Annotated in this window: 9 protein-coding genes; all 9 read right to left on the reverse strand. The window is 40.6% G+C overall.

Annotation, left to right across the window (positions count from 1 at the left end; all coding sequences use genetic code 11):
• Positions 1-171: 171 nt before the first annotated feature.
• The 9 genes from LG336_RS25735 to LG336_RS25775 all read right to left on the reverse strand — a co-directional run bounded on the left by LG336_RS25735 (position 172) and on the right by LG336_RS25775 (position 13027).
• Positions 172-1659, reverse strand: a complete 1488-nt coding sequence (locus LG336_RS25735) for a UxaA family hydrolase (protein ID WP_404330320.1) — start codon at positions 1657-1659, stop codon at positions 172-174.
• A gap of 12 nt (positions 1660-1671) precedes the next feature.
• The gene (locus LG336_RS25740; protein ID WP_404330321.1) at positions 1672-3141 is read right to left on the reverse strand and encodes a tagaturonate reductase; all 1470 of its coding nucleotides are present in this window, start codon (positions 3139-3141) and stop codon (positions 1672-1674) included.
• A gap of 74 nt (positions 3142-3215) precedes the next feature.
• On the reverse strand, positions 3216-4226 hold the full coding sequence (locus tag LG336_RS25745; RefSeq protein WP_404330322.1) for a LacI family DNA-binding transcriptional regulator: 1011 nt from the start codon (positions 4224-4226) through the stop codon (positions 3216-3218).
• An 84-nt stretch (positions 4227-4310) separates the two neighbouring features.
• Positions 4311-5723, reverse strand: coding sequence for a glucuronate isomerase (gene uxaC / locus LG336_RS25750; protein ID WP_404330323.1), 1413 nt, complete (start codon positions 5721-5723; stop codon positions 4311-4313).
• A 378-nt stretch (positions 5724-6101) separates the two neighbouring features.
• Positions 6102-7115 (reverse strand): PfkB family carbohydrate kinase, encoded by a 1014-nt coding sequence (locus LG336_RS25755; protein ID WP_404330324.1) that lies wholly within the window; start codon positions 7113-7115, stop codon positions 6102-6104.
• Between the two features lie 4 nt (positions 7116-7119).
• A complete protein-coding gene (locus LG336_RS25760; RefSeq protein ID WP_404330325.1) occupies positions 7120-7767 on the reverse strand; it encodes a bifunctional 4-hydroxy-2-oxoglutarate aldolase/2-dehydro-3-deoxy-phosphogluconate aldolase in 648 nt (215 codons plus the stop codon).
• A gap of 1137 nt (positions 7768-8904) precedes the next feature.
• Positions 8905-10578 (reverse strand): SLC13 family permease, encoded by a 1674-nt coding sequence (locus LG336_RS25765; protein ID WP_404330326.1) that lies wholly within the window; start codon positions 10576-10578, stop codon positions 8905-8907.
• Positions 10579-10658: 80 nt separating this feature from the next.
• Entirely contained in the window at positions 10659-11357 is a 699-nt protein-coding gene (locus LG336_RS25770) for a response regulator (RefSeq protein WP_404330327.1), read from the reverse strand.
• Between the two features lie 59 nt (positions 11358-11416).
• Positions 11417-13027, reverse strand: coding sequence for an ATP-binding protein (locus LG336_RS25775; RefSeq protein ID WP_404330328.1), 1611 nt, complete (start codon positions 13025-13027; stop codon positions 11417-11419).
• Between the last annotated feature and the right edge of the window lie 427 nt (positions 13028-13454).

A 13454-nucleotide genomic window follows, 5' to 3' on the forward strand; every position in this document is an offset into this window, starting at 1 on the left:
TAGGTTGGATTAAGCTTTGTTTCACAACAAAGTTGCCTTTTAATTATGAGAAAAGAGCGTGCAAACTAGCTATTACGTACGAAATAGCTTATCTTGCGTTAAAATCGGCTTTAGGTAGTAAAAATCCGTTTTATGATTTTTACAATTTTAACAACAATCTTAAACAGCCTTTTATAAAGTAACTCCCGTTTTAAAAATCGCAATTTCTCTAAACTCATTTTTCTCGTTATTCACCAGTTCTCCACTAGCAACCCTTATAATATACTCCGTAAAATCTCGTAAGACAACATCTGGTTCTTGTTCCAACAGCACTCCAGCATTGTAGTCAATCCAATGCGGTTTTGCTTCATAAAGTGGAGTATTGGTTGAAATTTTCATCGTTGGGACAAAGGCTCCAAATGGTGTACCACGTCCAGTCGTAAATAACACCAATTGACAGCCTGCAGAAGCTAAGGCCGAAGAGGCGACCAAGTCATTCCCAGGAGCACTTAATAGATTTAGCCCTTTATGCTCTAATCTTTCGCCATATTTTAGAACGTCGACTACAGTGGAGGTTCCCGCTTTTTGCGTACAGCCTAGCGATTTATCCTCTAATGTAGAAATTCCGCCATCCTTGTTTCCAGGAGAAGGATTTTCATAGACTGGTTGTTTATTTTCTATAAAGTATTCTTTGAATTCATTGATTAGGCCTACTGTTTTATCAAATACTTCCCCGTCCGCTGCACGTTCCATTAAAATGGTTTCTGCACCGAACATTTCAGGTACTTCAGTTAAAACAGTCGTTCCACCCTGAGCCACAAGGAAATCTGAGAAGCGACCCAATAGCGGATTGGCCGTAATACCAGAGAATCCATCAGATCCTCCACATTTTAATCCAACCTTCAACTCGGATAATGGTACGGTTTCACGCTTGTCACCTTTGGCATTTTCATAGATTTCTTTTAATAGTTGGACACCGGCATCAATTTCATTATTTACTTCTTGAGAAACAAGGAACTTAACACGGTCTTCATCAAACTCTCCCAAACTTTCCTTGAACTCATATAGATTATTATTCTCACAGCCTAGCCCTAGAACCAAGACACCACCAGCATTAGGGTGTAAAACGGCATCCTTTAAAATTTTCCTTGTATTTTCATGGTCGTCTCCTAGCTGAGAGCAGCCATAATTATGCTTCAAGACAAGAATGTTTTCGAATGGGTGAATATCGCCCACTTCTTTTTCAAACAGCTTAATCATTCTTTCCGCAACACCGTTGACACAGCCTACCGTCGGAACAATCCAAAGCTCATTGCGGATCCCGACATCCCCATTTTTCCGTCTATACCCTTGGAACGTTAAATCTTGTTGCTCGTATGGGTTGGAAGTCAGCTTTTGATTGAACTGATACTCCTGAATCCCATCTAAATTCGTTTTCGTATTATGGGTATGAACATGTTCACCGACTCCTACCTCTTGGATTGCATGGCCGATTGGATACCCGTATTTTACGACATTCTCGTTGACGGCAACGTCTGTAATCGCGACCTTATGTCCTCTTTTAATTCCTTCCTTAAGCTCGATTTCTTTCCCTTGAACGGCAATCGTTTGACCTGCTTGTAAATCCTTTAATGCGACAACCACATTATCCTGTTCATTGAGTTGAATGATATCTAACATTGTCTTTCCCCCTTAGTTCGCTGCCTTTTGTCCTAATACAGTCTCAAGCGCTTGCTTCATACCCTTTGTTTCAATCTCATAAAGGTCCTTTGTAACAGCTGCTGTTAAACCTGGTACCTCGTTTAAATCCATCTCCCAGTTCTTTTCATATCCTAATACATTCGTTACAATCGTTTGAACACGTTCAACCGATCCATCAAACTGGCTCCATTGCTCCTTGAATAGTTCTAAGATATCTTGGTCATCAGATAACTTGATTTCCTCTTCTCCTCTTTTCCCTTTATAAAAAGAAATCAGTGCCGCAAGAGAGAATACGAGTTTTCTAGGCAACTCCTGCTTACGATTGTAAAATTCTAATAAAGATGGCAAGTCTCTTGTCTTAAATTTTGACATCGAGTTAAGTGAAATGCTTAATAAGAAATGCTGGATAAATGGATTTTGGAATCGTTCTAAAACCGCGTGTGCAAAAGACTGCAATTCTTCGAGCGAAAGATCCAAGGTTGGAATGATTTCATCATAGATCAGTTCTTTTACATATCGACCAACCACTTCATGCTCAACTGTTTCAGCTACCGTATCCAATCCATAAAGGTAGGAAACAGGTGTTAATGCCGTATGCGCTCCATTTAATATGCGGACTTTCCGTGTTCTGTATGGAGTCATATCATCGACAAACAATGTATTTAACCCCGCCAAATGCGCTGGGAATTCCTCCCGAATCCACTGTGGTCCTTCAATCACCCATAAATGGAACTGCTCCCCAACAACCACTAGGTCATCCTTATAACCAAGCTCTTGGGTAATCTCATCAATGGTATCTCGCGGATATCCTGGAACAATACGGTCCACAAGGCTACAGCAGAATGTATTGGCCTCTTCAATCCATTGAACAAAGCTTTCTCCAAGCTCCCAAAGCGCAGCATATTGAAGCACAATCTTCTTTAATTTTTCCCCGTTCCGATCAATTAGTTCGCAAGGGATAATAATGAATCCTTTTTCTTTATCGCCATTGAACGCTTGGTAGCGGTGATATAAGAACGCCGTTAACTTTCCAGGGAAGCTACTTTGTGGGCGGTCTTCTAATCGATCATGTTCAGCAAAGGCAATCCCAGCTTCCGTTGTATTAGAAAAAATGAAGCGAAGCTCTGGATTTTCAGCTAGTTTTTTAAATTCGTCATACTGTGTATAAAGGTTCAAGCCTCTGCTGACAGAGCTAATGGTTGAATGCTCCTTCACCGCTTTCCCATCTTTTACACCTTGTAAATAAAGCGTATATAGCCCATCTTGTTCATTTATTTTTTCAACCATGCCTTGACCAAGTGGTTGAACCACGACCACACTTCCATTAAATTCGGTGGTTTTGTTCATGACATCGATTTGCCAATCTACAAATGCACGCATAAAATTTCCTTCGCCAAACTGCAGAACCTTTTCTGGATATTGGCTTGCTTCCTTCACTAGACTTCTCGATAACTTTTCCATAGGTATTCCTCCTTATTTATGCACACGTTAACAATTTTATTCAAAAGAATTACTAGTCAGATGACTAGTAACCATTAAACTTTTAAAGGTGAAACTGAACGTCTGATGACAAGTTCCGTTTCGACATAAATCTTTTCACCTGGCGCTTCTTTGTTTTCTTCTATCTCCAGCATCTCTAACATCTTTTTTGCTCCTAATGAACTGATCTGTTCAATTGGCCGTTTTACGGTTGTAAGAGATGGGTTGGTGTATCGGGCAAATTCGATGTCATCAAAGCCGACAATCGAGATATCTTTTGGTACTGTCAGACCTTTTGCGAATGCCGCGTTCAGTGCACCGATGGCCATATCATCGTTTGAACAAAAAAGGGCTGTCGGGGGATGGTCCAAAGCAAGTAACTTTTCCAACGCTTGATAACCACTTTCCATATCATAATTACCTTGAACAATGTATTCATTTTTAATAGGAATCTGATAATCAATCAGCGCTTTTAGATATCCTTCTCTTCGCTCCATTGTCGATTTAAATCCTTTAATCCCTTCGACGATCGCAATGTCCCGGTGACCATTTTTGATCAAATGCTTGACGATTTGGGTAGATCCTTCACGGTCATTCGATACAATATTCGTAAGGGTTGGGTCCCCTATATCCCTTCCTAAAACCACACATGGAATCTTTTTCTCTTTCAAGTAAGCAATAAAATCATCATCGACATCACTTTGGCTCATTAAAATAATCCCATCGAACCGTTTGTGATGAATCATCGTAAAATCGTCAAGATCTTCAATTCCTCTTACATACAAATTATATTGTTGATCGATCACGGAATTGACACCTTTTACGGTCTCAACAAAGAAACTGGAAGACGTTCCGTTCGTAATACTTGTTAGGAAAAGCCCAATCGTATGGGACTTTTGCATGACAAGACTTTTCGCGTTATAGTTCGGTGTATAGTTCAGCTGAGAGGCGAGCTCTAGTATTTTCTTTTTCGTCCCCGGTTTGATCAGCGGACTGTCATTAAGTGCCCGTGACACGGTTGTATGAGAAACATTTGCTAGTTTTGCAATGTCTTTAATGGTAACCATTGATTCCATCCTTTTCAATATTCAGTCCTTCATTTCATCATATCAAAAAAACTAGAATTTCATAGCCCCTCAGCTTGCTTTTACCTATTTTGCTGAAATCGCCGCTTTTTCAAATTGAAAATACTCCTTCGCATTGTCAAAGGAAATCCCTTGAACGATTTTACCTAGGAACTCAAGATCATTTGGTACTTCGCCATTTTCAACCCATTCCGCAATCAAAGCACAAGCAAGTCTTCTAAAATATTCATGTCTAGTATACGAAAGAAAACTTCTAGAATCCGTCAGCATTCCGATAAACCGAGTGAATAGCCCTAAATTGGCGAGTGATTTCATTTGGTCTAACATGCCGGTTTTATTATCGTTAAACCACCATGCTGTTCCAAATTGGATTTTCCCAGGAACTCCACCACTCTGGAAGCTGCCAATCATCGTGCCAATCACGTCATTGTCTTTCGCATTTAACGAATAAATAATCGTTTTCGGCAAGCCACTTTCCTGCTCAATGCTATCCAATAACCGCGCTAAAGGCTTCGCAACCTGATCATCATTGATCGAATCAAAGCCAGTATCCGGACCTAGGGTATTCAACATTCTCGTGTTATTATTTCGCAACGCATTAATATGGAACTGCATGGCCCAACCTAGTTCAGCATATAACCCACCTAAGAATTTCATCGTATACGCCTTGTATTTCTTTTCATCTTCAACGGAAACGTTCTTGCCTTGCAACGCTTCTTCAAAAATGCGCGTAACTTCCTCTTTCGTCGTTTCGGCATACATCATTGAATCAATGGCATGGTCAGAAACTCTTCCGCCTACAGCATGGAAAAAGCGAACTCGTGACTCAATGGCTTGTAAAAAAGCATCATAGGAAGTAATGTCTATAGCTGAAACGTCCTGAAGTTTTTGCACCCATTGTAGATACCCTTCACGATTTATCTCTAGTCCCTTATCTGGACGGAAACTTGGCAGAACTTGGACGTCAAAGTCTCCCTCTTCTTGTAAAAGTAAATGATACTCTAGAGAATCAACCGGATCATCTGTCGTACAAACAACCTGAACATTGGATTTCTTGATGAAATCTCTCGCGCTATAACCAGGGCTATTTAACAAGGCATTCACCTTTTCCCAGATTTGCGGCGCACTCTTTTCGTCCAACAACTCATCGATTCCAAAAAATCTTTGTAATTCTAGATGTGTCCAGTTATATAATGGATTTCCAATGGTCATTGGAACGGTCTTTGCCCATGCAAGAAATTTTTCATAATCACTTGCATCCCCCGTAATATACTTTTCCTCAATCCCATTGCTTCTCATCGCACGCCATTTATAATGATCACCGTACAACCAAATTTCTGTAATGTTCTTAAACGTTTTATTTTCGTAAATTTCCTTTGGACTTAAATGGCAATGGTAATCGATAATCGGCATATCTTTTGCAAAATCATGATATAAGCGAATTGCTGTTTCATTATTTAATAGAAAATTATCGTCCATGAAATCCTTCACTAATAGCACCAGCTTTCGAATATTTGGTAGACTAGTTGATAAATGTTTGCGCTAACATTCTTTGAGTCTCTTCATTTTCAATTGGTTTTTACTTTGTTCACGTTAACAAACTTATTTATTCAATAATGTTAACGTGAACAATTTGTAATTTTATTGTAACTCGTTACCAGGTTGTTGGCAATCTTTTTCACAAAAAATACACGTAAAGTTTTTATTAGAAAGAGTGTGTTAAACTGGGATGTTGATTTCCGCTTTAGGTACTTAGCGCACGTTCGGGTAGTCCGGGCGCCTGGGCAGCTCCAACCACCCGTGTGAGTAACCAACCATTTTCTTTAATACAGCATGAGAAATAAACGTTCCTTCTTCTTATCGAACAATTTTCCCTGGTGTACTATTGGCAAATGCATGAATTTCTTCCTCAGAGAATAGGTTGCAGTCCCCATGAACGGTATGCTTCAAGACGGATGCAGCCGTTGCAAATGATACAATTTCTTCAGGAGTCCTTTTTTCAAGGATCCCATGGAGAATGCCTGCTGCAAATGCATCGCCGCCACCTACGCGGTCAATGATGTGGTCTATCGAAAACACCTTTGACTGATAAAGCACTCCATCCGTGTATACATTTCCTTGCAGCGTATTGGTTGAAGCAGAGGTCACACCACGGAATGTAGAGCTCATCCAGCGAATATTCGGATACATTCGCTGAATCTGTTCGTAATAATAGGCCAGCTTTTCACCCTTCTCTAATGAGACATCCGCTTGTTCGATTCCTAATAAATAAAGCGCATCTAATTCCCCACATGAGCAAATATCTACATAGGGCAAATACGTTTTAATCGTTTCAGCCGCTTCTTCCTGACTCCACAATTTCGCCCGATAATTAAAGTCAAAGCTCGTTGTAACGCCAAATTCCTTTGCTTTTTTCAAAGAATATAAAACAATTTCTCTCATACCCGAAGACAGTGCAGCCGTAATACCTGTAACATGGTATAGAGAGGCTCCAGTAAAAATTTCTTCAAAATCAATTTCCTCTAAGACGACCTCCGAAATACTTGAGTACTTCCGGTCATAGGTCACTTGGGCGCTTCTTGGTCCTACTCCTGATTCAACATAATAGGTCCCTAGTCTGTCCCCACCTTTTACCAAATAGTCTGTATGAACCCCATGTAATCTTAAATGTCTCTCAACGGCCGAACCAAGTGGGTTTTTCGGCACTTTACTGACAAAATCGACCTTATGTCCAAACCTTGCTAAGGACACTGCGACATTGGCCTCCGCCCCACCAAAATGAGTATGGATCGTATCTGTTTGGAAAAGACGTTCACCGATATTCGTTGAGAATCGAAGCAGAATTTCTCCAAAAGTAACGACTTTTTTCATAGCCTTATACTCCTCTGGCAGCTTGCACTTTTTCGACGTAGGCTTGAGCAAGTTCAGTAATTTTCTCGAACTCCCCTGTTTTCGCAGGTGCCACTAAATTCCCACCGACCCCTACAGCGACACAACCATTTTTAATCCATTGATCCACATTCTCCAGGCTAACGCCACCAGTTGGCATGATGTTCACTTGCGGGAGTGGTGCTTTCACAGATTTCACAAAATCTGGTCCATAGGCATTCCCAGGGAATAGTTTTACAATATCAACCCCAGCCGCCAGTGCCTCTTTCATTTCTGTAATGGTCATGCAACCAGGCATATAAGGAATTTGGTAAAGATTACATAGCTTTGCTGTTTCCTCATCAAAACAAGGACTCACAATATACTGGGCTCCTGCTAATATCGCAATCCTCGCCGTTGTTGCATCAAGAACCGTTCCAGCACCGATCACGACCTCACTGTTTTCCTTATAGAAGGAAGTCAATTCTTTAATCACAGCATCCGCATCCTGAACTGTGAAAGTAACCTCTATCCCATAAATTCCACCTTTTACGCATGCTTCAGAGATTTTTACTGCCTCTTCCTTCGAATCGGCTCTAACAACAGCCACAACACCGCAGTCCGTTAATTTTTTCAGTGTAGCTACCTTTTTCATATCCTATCTCTCCCTATATAAATGATTTTTTTCCCTCTTTGTGTGGGTCTCTCAAGTTTTATGCACACGTTAACATTTTTGTCGATGATAAGACCGATAAAATACATATAATGAAGTGAATGAATAACAACCACTCATTGTTATTCCGCTTTTAATGTTAAAAGATTCTAGCGATGATTACAAGAGTAATAGAGGATGAAATCTGAATAATGTTTGAACAGGGACAGGTCCTGTCCCGTCCATTATCTAACGTTTAACCAAAGTCACCTTGCTTTAACATACTCCCTGGACCTTTATACCCATGTAAAATAATTTCCTATGTGGTTGTCCCACCGGGTTTTGCTAAAGGAAACACAAACCCATCTCGCTCTTTCAACCCTCTTCTTCCACATCTATACCATCGAAGTAAGCAGAAAAAACACCCCATTCCTCCCCCGGCCTGTACCGTTTTATGATTGGGTCTGTCGAGCATCGGGGGATATTGAACAGGTTAGACATATGGAGGAGGAATGTTCAAGCCCCCATCCTTCTCTAAAGGAACGGGCTCGAAAAATGTTTAATAGACACCATTTCCTCACTCCTTAGGGTCCTCTTATTTGCGAATCCGATCAATGACACTTTTGGAAACCCCTGTTATCCTAGAAATCTGCCTTATCGACACACCGTTTAATTCTTTAAGACTAATTAGGATCGCATCCCTCTCTTTTTTATCCATTTGCTGGATTTTATTTTTATTGTGACGCCTATTGAATGCAATTAATCTCTCACTTGGGACAGGTCCCATTTTCCGAGCCTCAAAAACGCCGGGATAGGTGCTCGCCTGAGACCACTAATTCGGTGCTGTGACGGGAAACACAAGAAAAACATAACCGTTGGACTGAAAAGACCCCCTTCCATTCACCGAGCTAGTTGTTGAGATAAATCCAGTTTAGGACAAATAAAAGGACTACTATTTCTATACTATACCTGTTTATAAAAAAAGACCCTTCTGCCGCAAAGCAAAAGGGTCATCAATATCACTAAATACTAATCTCTCGTTCTACAACTTTCCGCAAAACTCTGGTGGGGACAGGAACCCAATCCTTAAACCCTCAACGGGACAACGGGACATGGTGCCTGTCCCCTTGTCCCGCGAAGCTACCTTCTAAAGCTCTCAGGAAATACACTAATATCAATATTGAAAACGATTGGTAGTGCATAGTAAGCAAATAAGACAATGAGCACTGTTGCGAAAATGTTTAACCAGAAACCCGTACGGACCATTTCGATGATTTTAATCTTTCCTGTACCAAATATGATGGCATTCGGTGGTGTACCGACAGGTAGCATAAAGGCACAGTTTGCTGCAATGGCACATGAAGCCATGATGGCAAACGGGTGAATATTGATTGCTACTGCAAGAGAGGCTAAAATGGGCATAATCATGGTAGCTGTTGCTGTATTGGATGTAATCTCTGTTAATACCATGATTAATAGAGTTGCACCAGCAATAATGAATAGGATATGGAGTCCATCTAATACAGTAAGCTGTTCCCCTAACCATAAAGATAGTCCGCTTGAAGAGAAACCGGCAGCAATGGCGAGCCCACCACCAAATAACAACAAGACGCCCCACGGAATATCTTTCGAGTCTGCCCAATCGATAATCCGTGCACTCGTTTTCCCAGGAATTAAGAATAATAGGATGGTAGCAATCATGGCAATCATCCCGTCAGAAATTCCGGTCAATTGGAGAATCAGTGCGCCTTCTCCACTCCAGAAAAAGTCTTTTGTAATCCACATAAAAGCAGCAAAAACAAAGACTGCAGCGACAATCCCTTCTTCATAGGTGATTTTCCCAAGCTTTTGCCGTTCCTTTTGGATGAGCTCTTTTCCACCAGGAAGTTGCTTAAGATTAATTTTAAAAGCAACCTTTACTAAATAAAACCACGTAGAAAGGAGAATGACCAACATGATTGGTGTGGCAAACATCATCCATGATGCAAAGGAAACTTCCACGCCGAATAATTCTCGAACTTGCCCTGCGAAAATGATGGTTGGAGGAGTTCCAATCAAAGTAGCAAATCCACCAATTGTCCCTGCATAGCCCACACCAAAGAGCATGCACTTTTCAAATTTAGTTAAATCAGAACCATACTTATTTTCTTTTATAGTTCCTGCCACTTGAGCCGTAATCGCTAAGGCCATTGGCACCATCATCATAACAGCTGCCGTATTCGATACCCACATGGATAAAAATCCAGTAGATAACATAAACCCAAGCATGATTCGTTGCGTACTCGAACCGATTACAGCGATGATGAAAAGAGCGATTCTTCGATGTAAATTCCATTTCTCCATAGCAGTAGCAATAAAGAAACCGCCTAGAAATAAGAAAATAATATCGTTCCCGTAAGAAGACGCCACAGCAGGTCCTTCCATTGTACCTGTTAAGGGAAGTAATATAAGTGGCATTAGCGATGTGACTGGAATTGGAATCGCCTCGGTTATCCACCAGGTGGCAATCCATAATGTAATCGCAAGGACATATTTCCCTTCTAATGCTAAATTTTCTGGATGAAAGAATAGAAGGGTTAACGCAAATAATAACGGGCCTAATAACAAACCGATTAACTGTCCTCTTGTATAAGAAGGCTTTTCCTTTCCAGGCTTACTATTCATATCTTTTTGTATTGGTTGATCGTACTCAATAGCCTCTTTCTTTAAAGTGTTGCCGCTTTTTTCCGCATAAGCAAAGACATTAAGAGCATCTTTTGTTTTACTGTGTTGTTGCCACATTCTTCCCCAAGCAAGAGAGAAGCTCTGTTTCATCGTAACCACCCCTTTATAAAAGTATGAAAGCGTTTCCTCTATTTTTTCAATATTTGGGCAATTACGTCTAGCTTATTTAATTAAATGAAACTAGCTTTTAGAAAATGGGAGGATTCCGGTAGTGCTTTATGTTGTTGAAATGGCCTGCCAGAATTTTGGTAGATGAGCTTCGTTTCGATTAACTTTTCTGCTTCAAAAAAACGAATATACTTCCGCAAAGACACATGGGAAATGAAACACCTTTCAGAAAGTTCATTTGCCGTAAGCCAATCATTTGCATCTTTTAAACAGCGAAGCACACGAATAGCCGTTGCTTTCGTAATTCCTTTTGGGAGAGTGTAGACTTGATTTTGACCACCTTTATGTAATAATCGATCAACCTCTTGCTGCGAAAAGGTTTGATTGTTATCAAACCTGTTTGCACGGTACCGGTTTAAGGCCTCTTGAAAGCGAGTAAATGAAAAGGGTTTGATCAAATAATCGACCACGCCATAGCGGTGCCCAGTTTGAACCGTATAAGCATCATTCGCAGAAGTAATGAGGATCACATCGATATTCTTCCCTTCTGCTCGAATTTGTTTTAATAAATCAAGTCCACTCGTGTTCCCAATATAGACATCAAGCAGGAGCAAATCAGGCTGATTCTGATGAATTTGTTTTAATCCTTCCTCAAGCGAATGTGCTTCACCGATTAGTTCAAATCCATCCACTTTTTTTAAAAACAAACGGTGATATTTGCTCACATCTAAGTCATCTTCAACCATCGCAACCTTGATCATGTTGTTTACTCCTTTCTTTGGGACGGAGGGACAGGCTCCTTGTCCCCCCTGTAGCATCCTTAATTATGTTGTTTACCCCTTCCTTTAAAAGGAATGTGGACAGTAATGATGGTGCCTTTCTCTTGCTCCGATAAAATGTCTATTGTTCCGTTAAAGGGGCGAAGTTTCTGTTGGATATTAGCTAAACCATAACCACGGTCTCCCTTTTTTGTACTTTTCAACGCTTTCCCTTGTTCGTTTGATGAAAATCCAACTCCGTTATCTTCAATGACATAACGAAGTACACCCCCCACTTGTTTTAAGGTAAGGGTTATTCTTTTATCATCCTTATGCTGCATAGCTTCCCACGCATTTTCAAACGTATTGCCAATGACTGTGACCCAGACATCAATGAACTCGGCATTCATACTTGGCCAAGAGACCCCGCTCTGAAGATGAACACTGACGCCCATTTGTTCCATCCAGCTAATTTGTTTCGTTAAATAGTGAGCGATACTCACATCCTCGACAAGCTTTTCCACTTCACTAGCAGCGCTTGCAGTTTTTAGATGGTAACGGTCAGAGAGGTCTTCAATGTAGTCTTTTAATTCTAGATAGGATTCTGTCTCGACCATCGCTTGAATAATATGGAGTTTATTCATAAATTCATGTGTTTCACTTCTTAAACTATGGGCGTATACCTCTGCACCAACAAGTTGTCTCATCATATCATTTAGGTGACTTCGTTCTTTAAAAGTTGCTAGCGCTCCTACACATTCTTGATGGACATACATTGGAACACATGTGACAACCGTTTCGACATCCCCTTTTTTGACTAATTCATTGTAAAAGGCAGATGTGGTGGCTAACGCTTTTGGTAGTTTTAATTCTGGCCAAATCAGGTGGATCGGAGTGTGTTCGAAATGGCCTTGGTAACCCGTTCGTCTTAGAAATTGTTTGGCTGTATCATTAACTAAAAGGACCTCACCAGCATTATTAATCGCCAATATTCCATCATCCACAGCTTCCAGCATCGAATCGCGTTCTTGAACCGCTAATGCAATTTCTTTTGGCTCCATTCCATTCAATGTTTTCTTTAATCGATTTGCCAATAACCAAGCACCAATTAGGCCAATCATTAAACTGATTGCCGTAACCAAAATCAACATCAATTCATTTTCTAAAACGGCGTTCGCAATCGCGTCTGTTGAAATTCCAACAGAAACAGCACCGATTTGATTCCCTACATCATCCCATACTGGGTGGAAAGCACGCATCGAACGACCTAATGTCCCGACATTTTCTGAAACATATCTTTCTCCTGTAAATACACGATCAGCATCCGTTCCAACAAAGATTTGCCCAATTTGCTCACGAACTGGGTGAGTAAAACGTACTTTATCATTATCCATTACGACAATATAAAGAAGGTCATTTTCTGTTCGAATAAGCTCGATTACTTCGATTAAGGTTTGATTGGATTCTCCTGCGAGCAGCGAATCCCGGACAAGCGTGTGATTCGCAATATGATTGGCACTCATTCGAACCTTTTCAGCCAAATATTCTTTTGTTTGATTTGTTTGCTTATATCCCATAAACAAACTCAAGATCATAAGGGAAAGTAAGACAACAAGACTTGCAAATAGCATGACCTGACCTTTTAGTGTAATCTTCTCCCATAAACGTTTCATCGATTGTACCCCTTTTTCAACATTCTTGGTGTAACACGAAGGGACATGCCTGTGAACTAAACCCAGCCAAAACAAAAAAGCCCCTTAATTAAATCAGGTTGACCTTCACTCCATTACAACAAGGTTCCCTCTCTGATGATGTAGAAATAGAAACAAAAATGAAGGAATCTTGTAAATGATTCGACACAAACAAACAAAACCCTTCAGGGACACCGGGACAGGTTCACTGTCCCATTTACCGAGCCTCAAAAACGAAGGGGAAGGTGGTTGCGTGAGACCACTAATTGGGTACACTGGGACGGGAACATAAGAAAAAAGACTACTACTTCTATACCTGTTTACAAAAACCCCCTTCTGCCGCAAAGCAAAAGGGGCCATCAATATCACTTCATACCAATCTCTTTTTCTACAACTTCCCGCAAAAATT

The sequence above is a fragment of the Mesobacillus maritimus genome (genome assembly GCF_044803185.1).
In the GTDB taxonomy this organism is placed as follows: Bacteria; Bacillota; Bacilli; order Bacillales; family Cytobacillaceae; genus Mesobacillus_B; species Mesobacillus_B maritimus_B.